The organism is Bacteroides sp. OM05-12 (genome assembly GCF_003438995.1).
GTDB lineage: Bacteria > Bacteroidota > Bacteroidia > Bacteroidales > Bacteroidaceae > Bacteroides.
The window spans coordinates 1-16,097 of sequence record NZ_QSUN01000004.1 but is presented as its reverse complement, the minus strand read 5'-3'; the positions used below and the strand labels follow the sequence as shown (position 1 = coordinate 16,097).

The window sequence follows — 16,097 nt, the reverse complement described above, 5'->3', positions numbered from 1 at the left end:
ACCCTTTAAAATAATTAGAACAAAATGAGAAAAAACATTGTTGCAGGAAACTGGAAAATGAACAAAACCCTTCAGGAGGGTATTGCTTTGGCTAAAGAATTGAATGAAGCATTGGCTGCAGAAAAACAAAATTGTGATGTGATCATCTGTACTCCGTTTATCCATCTTGCATCCGTTACTCCGCTTGTTAATCCGGCTAAAATCGGTGTTGGAGCAGAAAACTGTGCAGATAAAGAATCCGGAGCTTATACAGGTGAAGTTTCTGCTGCTATGGTAGCTTCTACCGGTGCAAAATATGTTATATTAGGACACTCTGAACGTCGTGCTTACTATCACGAAACAGTAGAGATACTTGCTGAGAAAGTAAAATTGGCTTTGGCTAACGGTTTGGCTCCTATCTTCTGTATCGGTGAAGTTTTGGAAGAACGTGAAGCAAACAGACAAAACGAAGTTGTAGCTGCTCAGTTGGCTTCTGTTTTCTCTTTGTCTGCTGAGGACTTCTCTAAAATTATTTTGGCTTATGAACCGGTTTGGGCTATTGGTACGGGTAAAACTGCTACTCCTGAACAAGCACAGGAGATTCATGCTTACATCCGTTCTTTGGTAGCTGATAAGTATGGCAAAGAAGTTGCAGAAAATACTTCTATCCTTTATGGTGGTAGCTGTAAGCCTTCCAATGCTAAAGAATTGTTCGCTAATCCGGATGTTGACGGTGGTTTGATTGGTGGAGCTGCGCTGAAAGTAGCTGATTTCAAAGGCATCATCGACGCTTTTAATTAATAAAATATTGTCAGGCGGACTTGTTTCGCCTGTACATTTTTGTTTTTAATTTATTTCTTAACGGATACATGTATGAGAACCTTTTTATTCTTTTTTGTCTGTTTTCTGATGATGCCTTTTTATTCACAGTCTCAGGATATATTAAAAGACCTTGAAACGCGTAAGGCGGGTGAAGGGAAAGTAACTATCCATCAGGATTCGCGTATAGGAGCTTTGATTGGAAAACCGGATTCAAATAATGGATCGGGTGAAAAAAAGGTTCTTAAAACAACAGGTTATCGCGTTCAGGTTTATGCGGGAAACAATTCTCGTATAGCAAGGGAAGAAGCTGCGGCAAAAGCGTCTCAGGTTAAGGAGTATTTTCCCGAACTTCCGGTTTATACTCATTTTTCATCTCCCCGATGGTTATGCCGGGTAGGAGATTTTAAAAGTATAGAGGAAGCAGATGCAACCATGCGTAAACTGAAAGCAACCGGAGTTTTTAAAGAGGTGTCTATTGTTAAAGAGGTCATTAATATTTCACTATAACATGCAAGAACTACAAGGGGCATTGCCACAAGAGAGAATTGAACAATTGAAGGTTCATTATAAAGAGGTACTTTCTTTACTCGGGGAAGACACGGAGCGTGAAGGGTTGTTGAAAACACCGGAACGGGTAGCAAAAGCTATGCTTAATTTAACAAAAGGATATACAATGGATCCTCATGAAGTGCTTCGTTCTGCTAAATTTCAAGAGGAGTACAGTCAGATGGTGATTGTAAAAGATATAGATTTCTTCTCTCTTTGTGAACATCACATGCTTCCTTTTTATGGTAAAGCGCATGTTGCTTATATTCCTAACGGTTATATTACGGGGTTGAGTAAGATAGCCCGTGTAGTAGATATATTTTCTCATCGCTTGCAAGTACAGGAGCGCATGACACTTCAGATTAAGCAATGCATTCAAGATACATTGAATCCTTTGGGTGTAATGGTGGTGGTAGAAGCACGTCATATGTGCATGCAGATGCGTGGGGTGGAGAAGCAGAACTCTGTTACTACTACTTCTGATTTTACCGGAGCATTTAATCAGGCTAAAACGCGTGAGGAATTTATGAACCTGATTCGTAATTCCTGATTTTGTTTCTGATACTTACTTATGATATTTAAGGTAGAGAAATCAGCGTTTTTCTACCTATATTTTATAGAATTTATATACCCCTCGTTTATTTTTGTCGCGGAGCTCATTATCAGTACTTTATCTTTTAAAAAGCCTCAAAAAAGAAAACTTGTGACATTAATCTCCCTTATGAACGCTGAAAATTTGTCGCGCTTTTTGCATGGTCTATATAAATGCGCTACATCTTTGTGTTTGATGCACTACGTCTTCTTGCCTAACGCACTACATCTTTCGGTGCACCGATACGCTTGAATTTGCTTATTCCTTAGGAGGAAAATTATTATTCCCTTATGGTATTGATAATGTTCGTCTGTATGAAGAAAATGAGAAAATCGGGTGTTCTTTATGAATTTGAGATTAGGGGATAACCACCCGGTCACCTTGATGTTTTGCCATCTCACTCTGTATCAGACATAAATCTCTGTAACGCTTCATTATTTCCATGTATTTTGTCTCATCCTTAATATTATCGGGATTTTGTAATGCACGGAGTATGTGTTTTAGTTCTTCTTTGATGATAGCACTTTTAAAATCAATCATTAAATGTGGTACAAGTTCGTAAAGACGTTCTTCATCCGCTATGACGTGTTGTGCTTTGGAGTGATATTTACTTAATTGATAACGGTCACTTGCTAATTCGGCAGCCAGTTTGCTTATTTCCTGTGAAGGATGTGCAAGGAAATAGCGTTCGGACACAAAGCTTTTGTCGTGGATATGTGTTCCGGCCTCTGATAGAATAGTACGGTGTAATGCGTTATGAAAAGATAATTCATCTTGTTTTAGATCATTGATAATATATTCAATGACGGTTATTGGAATGTTTTCACCTTCTTCATTAGAGATGTGGCACATTACTTTCTCACCGTAACGTATCAGAATTTGCATAATAAGCTGTTCTTTGGGATAGAATTCTGTATGTTCTTTCCCTTCTTGCGGGATATAAGTGCTGTATGTATCAGTAGGAGTTGTTTCCTCACCGTTTGGGGAGGGATTTCCTTCTGTTCCCGCTTTTATTGGTGTTGCAGCTTTTTCAGCTTGTTGCCCTTTCAGTTTGGCAACTTCTGCTATGAGTAACTTCTCGTCTACTTGCAGAAGCTGACTGCATTCTTTGGTATATACGGTACGTACGATGGCTTCGGGTATAACTGAAATGCTTCGGACTATGTCGGAAATCAGTTCGGCGCGCTTAATCGGGTCTTTGCCTGCTTCTTCAAGTAACAGGTTCGTTTTGAAACGGATAAAATCGACTTGATGACTTTCAATATATGCCTGAAACTCCGTAGCATTGTGCTTACGTGCAAATGAATCAGGGTCGTCGCCGTCCGGTAAAAGAACTACTTTGATATTCATTCCTTCTTCCAATAGCATATCAATACCTCTGATAGAGGCTTTGATTCCGGCTCGGTCGCCATCGTAAAGTACGGTTATGTTATTTGTAAAACGATGAATTAATCGTATTTGTCCCGAGGTAAGGGATGTTCCGGAGGATGCAACAACATTTTCAATGCCCGATTGGTGCATGGAGATAACATCTGTGTAACCTTCTACCAGGAAACAACGATCTTGTTTTACAATAGCCTGTTTCGCAAAATAAATGCCGTAAAGTTCGCTGCTTTTATGATAGATTTCCGACTCGGGAGAGTTGACATATTTAGCTGTTTTGGCATCTGTCTTTAATACACGTCCTCCGAATGCGACAACTTTTCCCGAAAGAGTGTGGACCGGAAAAATCACCCTTCCCCAGAAACGGTCGCGTATTCGTCCGTCGTCCGTTGTATAGCAAAGTCCGGTTTTGGTGAGATAATCCTGTTGATACCCTTTTTTCATTGCCTCTTGTGCCAGGGCATCTCGTTGATCGGTGCTGTATCCTAATTGGAATTTTTTAATAATGTCATCCCGGAAACCTCTTTGTCTGAAATAACCCATACCGATGGATTTCCCGTCGATATGGTTATAAAGGATACTTTGAAAGTATTCCGCCGCAAATCCGTTGACAATGAATAAACTTTCCCGCAAGCTTTGAACTTGTTTCTCTTCATCAGTCAATTCCCGTTCTTTTACCTCTATATTATATTTCTTGGCAAGGAATTTTAATGCTTCATAATAAGAAAGTTGTTCATGCTCCATAATGAAATGTACCACATTTCCACCTTTTCCGCAGCTGAAGCATTTACATAAGCCTTTTGAAGGAGATACTACGAATGACGGAGTTTTCTCATTATGGAAAGGACACAGGCCTTTATAATTGACTCCTGCCCTGCGTAAGGTTACGAACTCTGATACTACATCCACAATTTGTGCTGCATCAATTATTCGGTCTATAGTCGCTTGGTCTATCATTATCTTGTTTTTTCTCCTTTTGTGGATGCGAAATTACAAAAATCTATTCATATATGTAAGTCGGGGTGGATACTAAAATGAACCGGCCGGGCTGTTTAACTAATATTTCAATATAGCATGGTAAAAATTAATAATTATCAATTAGAGATTAAAACATAAAAAACTATGTTTGCCTTTGGAGTTTTCTATCTATATTTGTCCCGTTAACATGAAAAGTTAAAAAAATCAGCTAAATATTTGTGATGATACATGAGAATATTAACGATTTATCTGCCTCCAGAGTAGAACTTAGAGAGCGCATAGTAGCAACAGCCATTGATGCTTTTGCTAAATATGGTATTAAGACAATTACGATGGATGATATAGCGAATACTCTTTCTATATCGAAACGTACGCTTTATGAAATATTCCAAGATAAAGAATCTTTATTGATGGAATGTGTATCACGTCAGCAAAAGGAAACGGAAAAAGCTTTGCAACAGGTATTGAATGAATCCGAGAATGTGTTAGAAGTTTTGCTGAAGTTTTATAAGAAAAGCCTTGAGATATACCATAAGAAAAATAAACGCTTTTTTGAGGATATGAGTAAATATCCGAAAGTGAAAGCTATGGTTAAGCATAACCATGAAGAAAACTCGGAGAATACGGTCGCCTTTTTTAATAAAGGAATTGAACAAGGTATATTCCGTAGTGATGTAAATTTCGAAATTATAAATTTGTTAGTTCGTGAACAAGTAAATATCTTGATGAATACTAATCTTTGCAGTGCTTATTCTTTTGTAGAAGTGTACGAGTCCATTATGTTCGTCTATATGCGTGGAATTTCCACGGAAAGAGGACAGGAAATTCTGGAAAACTTTATTAAAGAATATCGCTCCCAAAAATAAATCAGAATAATAAATATATGAACACAATTAAGTTTATGGTTAGTAAAAAACTTTTGCTGGCTTTGTCCTTGTTAATGGTTATACCATTAGTAAAAGCACAAGACACATTGAGGTTAGATTTAAATCAGGCTTTGGAGATTGCTCTAAGTGAGAATCCTACGATCAGAGTAGCGGATAAGGAAATAAAATTGAAGAAAGAAGCTCGTAAAGAAGCTTTTGCCGGATTATTTCCGGAAGTGGCTTTGGCTGGAAGTTATTCAAGGGCTATTAAAAAGCAGACGGTGGTGATGGATTTAGGTGGTGAGCCTCAGACTATCCAAATGGGTAGTGATAATTCCTATAGTGGTGGCTTGACAGTCAGTCTTCCTATCTATGCTCCGGCTCTCTATCAGAGTATTAAGTTGACAAAAACTGATGTTGATTTAGCGTTGGAAAAATCTCGCGCTTCTAAATTAGATATGGTCAATCAGGTGACAAAGGCATTCTATCAATTACTCTTGTCTCAGGATAGTTATGAAGTTTTGAAGAAAAGCTATGCGCAGAGTGAGGAGAATTATAATATCGTAAAAGCTAAATTTGAGCAAGGACTTGTTAGCGAATATGATAAAATTAGTGCGGAAGTGCAGATGCGTAGCCTGAAACCTTCTGTCGTATCTGCTGCAAATGGAGTGAACTTGGCGAAACTTCAATTGAAAGTATTGTTGGGGGTTGAACCTGATTTGCAAATAGCGATTAATGGAAAGTTGCAGGATTATGAAATGGAAATGTTTAAACGTCAACTTAATTCCGATCCGATAAATCTGAACAATAATAGCGATTTGAAGCAGTTGGATTTAAATGAGAAGATGTTGCAACGGAGTCTGAAAGTGCAGCGTACTAACTTCCTGCCTACTCTTGCCGCTTCTTTTAATTATATGTATACGTCATTGAATAATGATTTTAAAATAGCTCACTACAAGTGGTTCCCATATTCTACATTTGGTTTGAGCCTGAGTATACCATTGTTTAAAGCTAGTAATTTTACGAAGACGAAGCAAACGAAGATTCAGTTGAGTCAGTTGGTTGATAATCGTGTAAATGTACAGCGTCAGTTGAATATGCAAGTTCAAAGCTATATGGATAATATGTCTGCAAGTACGGAGCAGGTGGTAAGTAATAAAGAAGCTGTGTTTCAGGCAGAAAAAGGACGTATGATTGCCGAGAAACGTTATGAGGTGGGAAATGGAACTATTCTTGAATTGAATAGCTCGGAAGTTGCGCTTACACAGGCACAATTGATTTATAACCAGTCTATTTATGACTATCTGATAGCTAAAGCAGACTTGGATAAGGTTTTGGGACACGAAGATGACAGTATGAATAACTAAGTAAATTAAATAGAACATTATATGAAACGATTTGGAAAAATTCAGTTAGTAATTTGGGCTGCAGCTCTTTCATTAATTTCTTGCGGAGGAGGAGAACAGAAAGCAGACGGGCAAACTACACAGGAAGAGAATAAAGTGAAAGTAAAATTAGCTTTAGTAAAAACAGAGCCTGTAGATCAGATAGAGAACTTTACAGCTACTGTTGAAGCTGATGTGAAAAATAATATAGCGCCGTCAATGCCTGTACGTATTGAAGAGATATTTGTAGAGGTCGGTGATCATGTGAAGAAAGGGCAGAAGCTGGTACAGATGGATATGGCGAATTTGAAACAATCCAAAACACAGTTGGACAATCTTCAGGTAGAATTTAATCGTGTGGATGAACTTTACAAAGTAGGAGGAGTGTCTAAATCTGAGTGGGATGCAAAGAAGACCAGTTTGGACGTTGCGAAGACAGCTTATAAAAACCTTAAAGAGAACACTTATTTGGTAAGTCCGATTGATGGTATTGTAACAGCCCGTAATTATGATAACGGAGATATGTATAGCGGTGGAAGCCCGGTTCTGACAGTAGAACAGATTACTCCGGTTAAGCTAATAATCAATGTATCCGAGGGGTATTTTGCTTATATGAAAAAAGGAATGCCTGCTGCTATAAAATTAGATGTATACGGTGATGAGGAGTTTCAAGGTAAAGTGAACTTAATTTATCCTACTATTGATTCATCTACACGTACTTTCCCTGTGGAAGTGGTCTTGAATAATAGTGACCAACGTGTGCGTCCGGGTATGTTTGCCCGTGTGACCTTGAGTTTCGGAGTGCTTGACCGCGTGGTTGTGCCGGATCGTGCTATTGTGAAACAAATCGGATCAGGCGAACGCTTTGTGTATGTGTATAAGGATGGTAAAGTCTCTTATAATAAGGTTGAATTGGGTCGTCGTATGGCAGGTGAATATGAGTTGAAATCGGGTGTGGACAATGGTTCACAGGTGGTTATTGCAGGACAATCCCGATTGGCAGATGGTATAGAAGTTGAAGTTGAAAAATAAAAAATAGTAGAGTATGAGTTTATACGAAGGATCGGTCAAACGACCTATTATGACATCGCTGGTCTTTTTGGCGGTGGTGATATTCGGACTTTTCTCTTTACAAAAGTTGCCTATAGACTTATATCCGGATATTGAGACCAATACTTTAATGGTCATGACAGCGTATCCGGGTGCGAGTGCCGCCGATGTGGAGAACAACGTGTCGCGTCCGATGGAAAATGTTTTGAATACGGTTAGTAACCTGAAACATATTACTTCTAAGTCAAGAGAGAATATCTCCGTTATAACAATGGAGTTTGAATTTGGCGAGGATATTGATGTGCTTACCAATGATGTGCGTGATAAGCTGGAAATGGTTAAATCCAGTTTACCGGACGATGCGGAAAGCCCTATCATTTTCAAGTTCAGTACGGATATGATTCCGATTGTATTGCTGTCTGTACAGGCAGAACAGAGTTTGCCGGCGTTGTATAAAATCTTGGATGACGGAGTGGCGAATCCTTTAGCGCGTATCGGTGGTGTAGGTACGGTTTCTATTTCCGGTGCCCCCCAACGTGAAGTACAAGTCTATGTAGACCCGATACGTATGGAGGCATATAATCTTAGTATTGAAACTGTTTCTGCAATTATTGCAGCGGAAAATAAGAATATTCCGGGTGGTAATTTCGATGTGGGTACGGAAACCTATGCCGTGCGTGTGGAAGGAGAATTCAAGGATGCTAAGCAAATGGAACAAATTGTCGTGGGCAGCTATGACGGTAAAAATATTTATTTGAAAGATGTGGCACGTGTTGTCGATTCTGTAGAGGAACGTGCACAGCTTACTTATAATAATGGAGTTCAGGGTGCGATGATTGTTATCCAGAAACAGACCGGGGCGAACTCCGTGCAGATTTCAGATAAAGTAATGAAAGCATTGCCGGATTTGCAGGCTGCGTTGCCTTCCGATGTAAAACTGGGTATAATTGTAGATACTTCCGATAATATCCGTAATACGATTTCGTCATTGGCAAATACAGTTCGTGATGCATTGATTTTCGTGGGAATTGTGGTGTTTGTCTTTTTAGGAAGATGGAGATCTACGGTTATTATTTTAATTACGATCCCGCTGTCTTTGATTGCTTCATTTATCTATCTGGCTATCACGGGAAGTACGTTGAATATTATCTCTTTATCATCTCTGTCTATTGCGATTGGTATGGTGGTGGATGATGCTATTGTGGTCTTGGAGAATGTTACGACCCATATTGAACGAGGTAGTGAACCGAAACAGGCAGCTGTGCATGGCACAAATGAGGTGGCAATTTCTGTTATCGCTTCTACTTTGACTTTGTTGGCTGTGTTCTTCCCGTTAACGATGGTTCCGGGTATGATGGGTGTGATGTTCCATGAATTGGGTTGGATGGTAACCATTATCATGATTATATCCACAGCTTCCGCATTGTCTCTGACTCCGATGCTTTGTTCACAGTTGTTAAAACTGAATCCGAAGCATAGTAAGATGTTTGATGTTCTTTACGGACCGATTCAAAAGGCCTTGGATGCTTTGGATGTAGCTTATGCTAAGTTACTGGATTGGTCTGTTCGTCACCGTAAGACTGTAGTGTTTGCTGCTTTGAGCTTCTTTGTACTCAGTATGGTATTAGTGAAATATGTAGGAACAGAATTTTTCCCGACGAGTGATGACGGGCGTATCGGTGTAACGATTGAAACGCCGATCGGTACACGTACAGAGATTTCTCGCGATCTTGCTTTGAGAGTACAACAGGAATGGACGAAGAAATATCCGGAAATAAAAGTTCTAAACTTTACAGTAGGACAGGCTGATACGGATAATATATTTGCTTCCATGAGTGATAATGGTACGCATATCATTTCGTTTAACATCAATTTAAGTGATCCGGGTGATCGTGAAAGAGGGGTGGTAGAGATTTGTGAAATGATGCGTGAAGACCTTGCTGCTATTCCTGAGATTAAGAAATATCAGGTAAATGTGGGAGGTAGTCGTGGTCAGAGTATGGGTGGACAGTCTACGCTTGACGTAGAAGTCTATGGCTATAATTTTGATGAGACAGACCGTGTTGCTACTGAGTTGAAGGAACGTTTAAGTAAAGTGAAAGGTATGGCGGATATTACGATCAGTCGTGGTGACTATCAACCGGAATACCAGATTGACTTTGATCGTGAGAAATTAGCGTTGAACGGCTTGAATCTTTCTACCGCTGCTTCTTATGTACGTAACCGTATCAATGGCTCTATTCAGTCTAAGTACCGTGAGGACGGTGAAGAGTATGATATCCGTGTGGTTTATGCACCGGAATATCGTCAGAGTGTAGATGCAATTGAAAATATATTGGTCTATAATAATCAGGGTAAGGGAGTGCGTATCCGTGATATAGGTACGGTAGTGGAACGTTTTGCTCCTCCTACCATCGAGCGTAAAGACCGTGAACGTATCAATACGGTTCAGGGTGTTATCGCCGGAGAGTCTATGGACAAAGTAGTAGCGGGAACGCGTGAACAGATTGCTCAAATGGATATTCCGCAGGGAGTAACAATCAAGTTGGCTGGTTCTTATGAAGACCAACAGGAGTCTTTCGGTGATTTGATGACGCTGATGGTATTGATTATTCTTTTGGTATTTATAGTGATGGCAGCTCAGTTCGAATCATTGACGTATCCGTTTATTATCATGTTCGCATTGCCGTTCTCTTTCTCCGGAGTATTTATGGCGTTATTTATGACCGGAACCACCATGAATGTTATTTCCATGATTGGTATGATTATGTTGGTGGGTATTGTTGTGAAGAACGGTATTGTGCTGGTCGATTATATTAACCTGAACCGCGAGCGTGGTTCTTCCATCATTCACTCTGTGGTGACGGGAGGTAAGAGTCGTCTTCGTCCGGTATTGATGACAACATTGACTACAATCCTCGGTATGGTGCCGATGGCTATTGGTGGTGGTCAAGGTTCTGAAACCTGGCAGCCGATGGGTATTTCCGTGATTGGTGGTCTGACGGTTTCTACGTTGCTTACTTTAGTGCTTGTTCCTGTACTTTATTGTATGTTTGCCGGTACGGGTGTAAAACGTCAACGTCGTAAAATGCGTCAGATTCAGGCAATAGAGGATTTGGAAAATAGTAAATAATTAAACAAGGATTGAACATGAAAGCTGTATTTATAACATTTGACCAAGCATTTTATGAGCGTATTATGGCAGTGCTCGACCGACAGAATTGTCGTGGCTTTACCTACTTTGAACAAGTACAGGGTCGTGGCAGCAAGACAGGAGAACCGCACTATGGCAGTCATGCCTGGCCTTCTATGTGCTCTGCTATTATAACAATGGTGAATGATGAACAGGTAGACCCGCTTTTGGAGATTCTTCATAAGATGGATAAGGCAACCGAGATGCTCGGTTTGAGAGCCTTTGTCTGGAATGTAGAAAAGAATATTTGATAGAATAACTGTTGAAATGAATAGCCGGAAGTACCTGTTGGGCTTTCCGGCTATTTTTTTATCTCATTAATTTTGTTTGAGATTCATGGGAAAGGAGTTTCTAAGGAATTTATCTATAAAATGGTGGAGCCCCTGTTTTTTTAAGATAGGATTTCTTACGTCCAACTTATTTTTTGTAAGTTTGCGCGGCGTTTACATACGTATTGAGAAATGAGAAATTATATATCTTATACATTTATACTGACATTGGTTGTGGTATTGGCGTTATTGGCGCTTCATCTTTTGCCTTCATTGGAAATAAATGGAGAACCATTGAGGCGGGTAGACGTATTGTCGGATATTAAGTTACAGGAACCGGATGAAGAGGAACTGGAAGAGGACTCTGTACCGCTTCTTCTGCCGGTAGAACCGGAATTTATAGACACGTGCAAGGCCGGCCTTACCTGTATCGAAGATTATGCGGATTCTACGGAAAGAGGGATGAGGCCGTTTTATGCAGCATTGGATAGGCGGAATGAATTGGAACATCCGGTATACATTGCCGTATTTGGAGACTCTTTTATCGAAGCGGATATTTTTACGGGAGATTTGCGGAGTATGCTCCAATCCGAATATGGAGGTTGCGGAGTCGGTTTTCTTCCCATTACTTCAATGACAAATGGTTATCGCCCTACCGTCCGACATTCGTTTGGTGGATGGAGGAGTCATTTGGTGACGGACACCGTCTATTTTGACAAATCCAAACAGGGAGTTTCAAGCGGCTATTTTATTCCTCGCCCCGGTGCATATGTGGAATTAAAAGGTCAGACAAAATATGCATCTCATCTTGATACTTGTGAAGTATCGACGCTCTATTTTGCTGCGGTCGGTGAGGTTGATGTTACATCTTCCATAAATGGAGGAAATGGGACTGAGCATCATTTTGAAGGAAAAGGAGCATTGTGCATGGCGCAAACCGAAGGAAATATAGGGCGTGTACGTTGGACAGTACAAAAAGCGGATTCCGCACTTTTTTATGGTGTGGCGATGGACGGCTATAATGGAGTGGCCGTAGATAACTTTAGCTTACGAGGAAGTAGCGGACTTTCTCTACGGGGTATACCGGAAAAGGCGTTGAGGCAGTTTAATAAACAACGTCCTTATGACTTGATTATTCTTCAATACGGATTGAATGTAGCTACTGAACGTGGAAAGAATTACGATAATTATGAAAAAGGAATGTTGGCGACGATAGAGCATTTGAAGAATGCATTTCCACAGGCAGGAATCCTACTGCTCAGTGTCGGCGATCGTGATTACAGGACAGAGACTGGTGAGCTACGTACGATGCCCGGGGTTAAAAACCTGATTCGTTATCAACAGTCCATTGCAGCAGAGAGCAATATTGCATTTTGGAATATGTTTGAAGCAATGGGCGGAGAGGGGAGCATGGCCGAACTGGTACATGCAAAACCTTCGATGGCGAATTATGACTATACGCATATAAACTTTCGTGGCGGAAAGCATTTGGCAGTTTTGCTATATGAAACATTGATTTATGGAAAGGAGCAGTATGATAGGCAGAAATAATAAAATAATTCGTCTGCTCATTCTATTGATTTGCTGCAATATCTTTGTCGTGCCCTTGATTTATGGACAAGATCGTTTGCCTGTGGTTTCGAAAGAGGGGCGTCCTTCTTCTTTATCCGAAGAAACTCCGGAATATCGTCGTCCGGAAGATCCTGTTATGGTGGGAAACTCCATGCCGAAAACTTTTAAGAACACACGTGAGAACATTATCATGGATACAGCTCATGTGCTTATTCCTTTTTTTGAAAAATTGCGGGTACGTAGAGAACCGGTCCGCATTGTTCATATCGGTGATTCTCATATACGTGGTCATGTATTACCTTTAACCGTTCGTCGTAATTTGGAGAATGAATTTGGTGGAGAAGCGGTATATCCGGATACAATAACGTACCATACCAGTGGTATAGCTCGCGAAACCGGAAAACCGGGTGTTGTGTACCAGATGATAGGTATTAACGGTTCCACTTGTGCCGGTTTTACAAATGCAATGCAGGTAAGTGAAATAGCAAGTCTGCATCCTGATCTGATAATTCTGTCTTTCGGTACAAATGAAAGTCATGGGCGTGGATATACACCTTCTGTACACGAGCAGGAGATGGATGCATTGATTGGTATGTTGCGCGAGGCTTGTCCGAATGTTGCAATTTTACTGACTACCCCTCCCGGTTCCTATATCCGTTATCGTAGAAATAGAAGTATCAATACCCGTACTCCTTTAGTGGCTAAAACAATTGTAGAATATGCATGGAAACGTGGTTATGCCGTTTGGGATATGTATAATATTGTAGGCGGACGGGAACGGGCTTGTTTGAACTGGGTGAATGGAAATTATATGGTACGTGACCGGGTGCATTATACAGCAGCCGGATATACCGTACAGGGAAATTTGCTTTACGAAGCATTGATAAAAGCATATAACGATTATGTTTCAAATTGATTGGGAACGTCTGAAAGACGTATTGGAATACAATCCTCAAGAGCCGATGATATTCAGTAGCGGATTTTTCTTGTGGTTGTTTCTCGGTTTTAGTTTTATTTATATGTTGTTGCAAAAGAAGAATACGGCACGTATCTTGTTTGTAATAGCTTTTTCTTATTATTTCTATTATAAAAGTAGCGGGTTCTATTTTTTCTTGTTGGGTATCGTGACGATAGCCGATTTCCTGTTGGCTTTATTGATGGATCATACCGGAGGAAAGATAAAAAGAAAGTTGATTGTAACACTCAGCCTTTGCATCAATCTTGGGTTGCTGGTCTATTTTAAATATACTAATTTCTTCTTTAATACCATTTATGATATCTTTCTTCCCGTAGGAATTTCTTTCTTTACATTTCAAAGTCTGAGTTATACGATAGATGTCTACCGCCGTGAGATAAAAGCCTTGCATAACCCGTTGGATTATGCTTTTTATGTTTCATTCTTTCCACAGTTGGTGGCAGGGCCTATTGTACGGGCACGTGACTTTATTCCTCAGATACGCCGTCCGTTGTTTGTTTCAAGAGAAATGTTTGGTGAAGGAGTTTTCTTTATTGTAAGCGGATTGTTTAAAAAAGCTATTATTTCGGATTATATCAGTGTCAACTTTGTAGAACGTATATTCGATAATCCGGGGTTATATTCGGGTATTGAGAATTTATTTGGCGTTTATGGATATGCCATGCAGATTTACTGCGATTTTTCCGGTTATAGCGATATGGCGATAGGCATTGCTCTGTTACTTGGTTTTCGCTTTCCTATCAACTTTAATTCTCCCTATAAAGCGGACTCTATTACCGATTTTTGGCATCGCTGGCATATTTCTTTGTCTACATGGCTGAGAGATTATTTGTATATTTCGATGGGAGGAAACCGGAAAGGTAAATTGCGTACTTATTTCAATCTGTTTATGACCATGTTACTCGGCGGATTGTGGCATGGAGCATCTTGGAACTTTGTGGTATGGGGCGCTTTTCATGGTATCGCCCTTGCCGTTCATAAATTTTGGCGGAGTATTACCGGAAAAGCGAAAACTCAGAGAAGTCATGGCATCCGTAAGTTTTTGGGGATCATCATCACTTTCCACTTTGTTTGTTTCTGCTGGATCTTTTTCCGTAACAGTACCTTTGATGATTCATTGACGATGCTTGGACAGATATTCGGAGATTTCACACCTCAATTATTCGGACAATTAGTTGCAGGGTACTGGAAAGTCTTTGCACTGATGACATTAGGCTTCTTGCTCCATTTCGCTCCGGATAATTGGCAAGATGCTTGCCGGCGTGGCGTGACGGCATTACCGTTACTTGGCAAAGCATTTCTGCTAATAGCTCTTATTTATCTGGTAATTCAGATGAAAAGTGCTGAGATACAGCCGTTCATTTATTTTCAGTTCTAAAAAATATTATGTAGTTTTGTCTGATTACGTTTTAAAACAAATATGATTATGAAAAAATTATTTTATGTGATATTGCCTATTGTTGTGTTGATGGTGAGCTCTTGCGGACAAAAGAAAAATGAGAAGTCTGCCCAAATTCAGTATGACACTATACCTGCTACTCAGATAACGATTGCAATGGAATATTATTTTGAAGGGAATTTCAGTTACTTGGCGGATGCAGCTGTTTTAAAAGAATCATCTACCGGAGTGAATCTTCCAGTGGTAATAGATGGAGCATTTTTAGATGCAGAAAAAGCATATACTGATTTAAAATCAGGTGGTAAACCTGTGTTTGGTCAATTCCGTGGAATATTAAAACAAAAAGGAGCTGAAGAAGAAGGTAATGACAACCAGCTGTTTATTACACAATTTATAGACTTTAACCCACAGGCTAAGTCAGGTGATAAACTTTTAACCGGCGAATACCAAGCAGTTGACCAAGCTCTTTCTCTTAATTCCGATCATACTTATAAACTTATGGCTAAGGATGGAGAAACAGAATCAGGGAAATGGTATTTATCAGCGGAGGATGTTTTGGTATTTGTTTCCGGTGATCGCCATACGTTGATGAATGTCGATTATGATAAAAAAGAACTTAGAGCAAAAGATGATACTCCACTTGTGTTTAAGAGGAGATAGTTATTGTCCTCTATCTTCCTAATTTTCCACTCCGTTATATATATTTATATTTATATAAATATAAATATATATAGGAGTTGAAATCAGTCAGTTTTCTTCGTTTATTCTCCCTTGTATTTGTTTCCATTCTCCCTGCAGTTTGTATCGTTCAGTCCCGGTGTTTGTATCGTTTGCGCCCGGTGAACCTGCCGTTTACGCATGGCCGAACGCAAGTCTTGCCCTGGTTAAACGCAAGTTCCCGCCTTTTCCTTTCCATTTATAAATGGTATTCCCGCGCACAATATATATTAATGTGCCGTTTCCCCGCCGCTTTCTCGGAGAGACGGCGTTTTTATGTTCCACAACACATTTTGGCTCAGCATATTACAATAAAGTTACGAAACTTCTTTAAAAAATAGGCGGTATTATTTGTGTGTTAATAATAAAG

13 protein-coding genes are annotated in these 16,097 nt (G+C 39.8%); 12 read left to right on the top strand and 1 reads right to left on the bottom strand.

Annotation, left to right across the window (positions count from 1 at the left end):
- The first annotated feature begins 24 nt into the window (after nt 1-24).
- The 3 genes from tpiA (at nt 25) to folE (ending at nt 1,897) form a co-directional block, all read left to right on the top strand.
- Nucleotides 25-780, top strand: a complete 756-nt coding sequence (gene tpiA, locus DXB63_RS18195) for a triose-phosphate isomerase (protein ID WP_122125285.1) — start codon at nt 25-27, stop codon at nt 778-780.
- A gap of 72 nt (nt 781-852) precedes the next feature.
- The gene (locus DXB63_RS04880) at nt 853-1,308 is read left to right on the top strand and encodes an SPOR domain-containing protein (protein ID WP_122125284.1); all 456 of its coding nucleotides are present in this window, start codon (nt 853-855) and stop codon (nt 1,306-1,308) included.
- A 1-nt stretch (nt 1,309) separates the two neighbouring features.
- Nucleotides 1,310-1,897, top strand: coding sequence for a GTP cyclohydrolase I FolE (gene folE / locus DXB63_RS04875; protein ID WP_122125283.1), 588 nt, complete (start codon nt 1,310-1,312; stop codon nt 1,895-1,897).
- A 399-nt stretch (nt 1,898-2,296) separates the two neighbouring features.
- On the opposite strand, the gene dnaG is transcribed toward folE, so the two are convergent.
- Nucleotides 2,297-4,279 carry a DNA primase gene (gene dnaG, locus DXB63_RS04870; protein ID WP_122125282.1) on the bottom strand — a complete coding sequence of 661 codons (1,983 nt, stop codon included), beginning with the start codon at nt 4,277-4,279 and terminating at the stop codon, nt 2,297-2,299.
- 242 nt (nt 4,280-4,521) lie between these two features.
- On the opposite strand from dnaG, the gene DXB63_RS04865 reads away from it, so the two are divergent.
- The 9 genes from DXB63_RS04865 to DXB63_RS04825 all read left to right on the top strand — a co-directional run bounded on the left by DXB63_RS04865 (nt 4,522) and on the right by DXB63_RS04825 (nt 15,670).
- Nucleotides 4,522-5,166 (top strand): TetR/AcrR family transcriptional regulator, encoded by a 645-nt coding sequence (locus DXB63_RS04865; RefSeq protein WP_122125281.1) that lies wholly within the window; start codon nt 4,522-4,524, stop codon nt 5,164-5,166.
- Nucleotides 5,167-5,183: 17 nt separating this feature from the next.
- On the top strand, nt 5,184-6,533 hold the full coding sequence (locus DXB63_RS04860; RefSeq protein WP_122125280.1) for a TolC family protein: 1,350 nt from the start codon (nt 5,184-5,186) through the stop codon (nt 6,531-6,533).
- Between the two features lie 21 nt (nt 6,534-6,554).
- Nucleotides 6,555-7,583: an efflux RND transporter periplasmic adaptor subunit gene (locus DXB63_RS04855; protein WP_122125279.1), complete on the top strand. Its 1,029-nt coding sequence runs from the start codon at nt 6,555-6,557 to the stop codon at nt 7,581-7,583.
- Between the two features lie 13 nt (nt 7,584-7,596).
- The gene (locus DXB63_RS04850; protein ID WP_122125278.1) at nt 7,597-10,734 is read left to right on the top strand and encodes an efflux RND transporter permease subunit; all 3,138 of its coding nucleotides are present in this window, start codon (nt 7,597-7,599) and stop codon (nt 10,732-10,734) included.
- A gap of 17 nt (nt 10,735-10,751) precedes the next feature.
- On the top strand, nt 10,752-11,045 hold the full coding sequence (locus DXB63_RS04845; RefSeq protein WP_122125277.1) for a PG0541 family transporter-associated protein: 294 nt from the start codon (nt 10,752-10,754) through the stop codon (nt 11,043-11,045).
- 210 nt (nt 11,046-11,255) lie between these two features.
- Nucleotides 11,256-12,614 carry an SGNH/GDSL hydrolase family protein gene (locus DXB63_RS04840; RefSeq protein WP_122125276.1) on the top strand — a complete coding sequence of 453 codons (1,359 nt, stop codon included), beginning with the start codon at nt 11,256-11,258 and terminating at the stop codon, nt 12,612-12,614.
- Nucleotides 12,583-13,551 carry an SGNH/GDSL hydrolase family protein gene (locus DXB63_RS04835; RefSeq protein WP_122125275.1) on the top strand — a complete coding sequence of 323 codons (969 nt, stop codon included), beginning with the start codon at nt 12,583-12,585 and terminating at the stop codon, nt 13,549-13,551. Before DXB63_RS04840 ends, DXB63_RS04835 begins: the two co-directional genes overlap by 32 nt.
- Nucleotides 13,538-14,989 carry an MBOAT family protein gene (locus DXB63_RS04830; protein ID WP_122125274.1) on the top strand — a complete coding sequence of 484 codons (1,452 nt, stop codon included), beginning with the start codon at nt 13,538-13,540 and terminating at the stop codon, nt 14,987-14,989. The genes DXB63_RS04835 and DXB63_RS04830 overlap by 14 nt, the downstream gene beginning before the upstream one ends.
- Nucleotides 14,990-15,037: 48 nt before the next feature.
- Nucleotides 15,038-15,670 (top strand): hypothetical protein, encoded by a 633-nt coding sequence (locus DXB63_RS04825; protein WP_158563639.1) that lies wholly within the window; start codon nt 15,038-15,040, stop codon nt 15,668-15,670.
- The last annotated feature ends 427 nt before the right edge of the window (nt 15,671-16,097 follow it).

Coding starts and splice junctions, on each gene's coding strand:
- tpiA (WP_122125285.1), top strand. CDS start 25: ATGAGAAAAAACATTGTTGCAGGAAACTGGAAAATGAACAAAACCCTT.
- DXB63_RS04880 (WP_122125284.1), top strand. CDS start 853: ATGAGAACCTTTTTATTCTTTTTTGTCTGTTTTCTGATGATGCCTTTT.
- folE (WP_122125283.1), top strand. CDS start 1,310: ATGCAAGAACTACAAGGGGCATTGCCACAAGAGAGAATTGAACAATTG.
- dnaG (WP_122125282.1), bottom strand. CDS start 4,279: ATGATAGACCAAGCGACTATAGACCGAATAATTGATGCAGCACAAATT.
- DXB63_RS04865 (WP_122125281.1), top strand. CDS start 4,522: ATGATACATGAGAATATTAACGATTTATCTGCCTCCAGAGTAGAACTT.
- DXB63_RS04860 (WP_122125280.1), top strand. CDS start 5,184: ATGAACACAATTAAGTTTATGGTTAGTAAAAAACTTTTGCTGGCTTTG.
- DXB63_RS04855 (WP_122125279.1), top strand. CDS start 6,555: ATGAAACGATTTGGAAAAATTCAGTTAGTAATTTGGGCTGCAGCTCTT.
- DXB63_RS04850 (WP_122125278.1), top strand. CDS start 7,597: ATGAGTTTATACGAAGGATCGGTCAAACGACCTATTATGACATCGCTG.
- DXB63_RS04845 (WP_122125277.1), top strand. CDS start 10,752: ATGAAAGCTGTATTTATAACATTTGACCAAGCATTTTATGAGCGTATT.
- DXB63_RS04840 (WP_122125276.1), top strand. CDS start 11,256: ATGAGAAATTATATATCTTATACATTTATACTGACATTGGTTGTGGTA.
- DXB63_RS04835 (WP_122125275.1), top strand. CDS start 12,583: ATGGAAAGGAGCAGTATGATAGGCAGAAATAATAAAATAATTCGTCTG.
- DXB63_RS04830 (WP_122125274.1), top strand. CDS start 13,538: ATGTTTCAAATTGATTGGGAACGTCTGAAAGACGTATTGGAATACAAT.
- DXB63_RS04825 (WP_158563639.1), top strand. CDS start 15,038: ATGAAAAAATTATTTTATGTGATATTGCCTATTGTTGTGTTGATGGTG.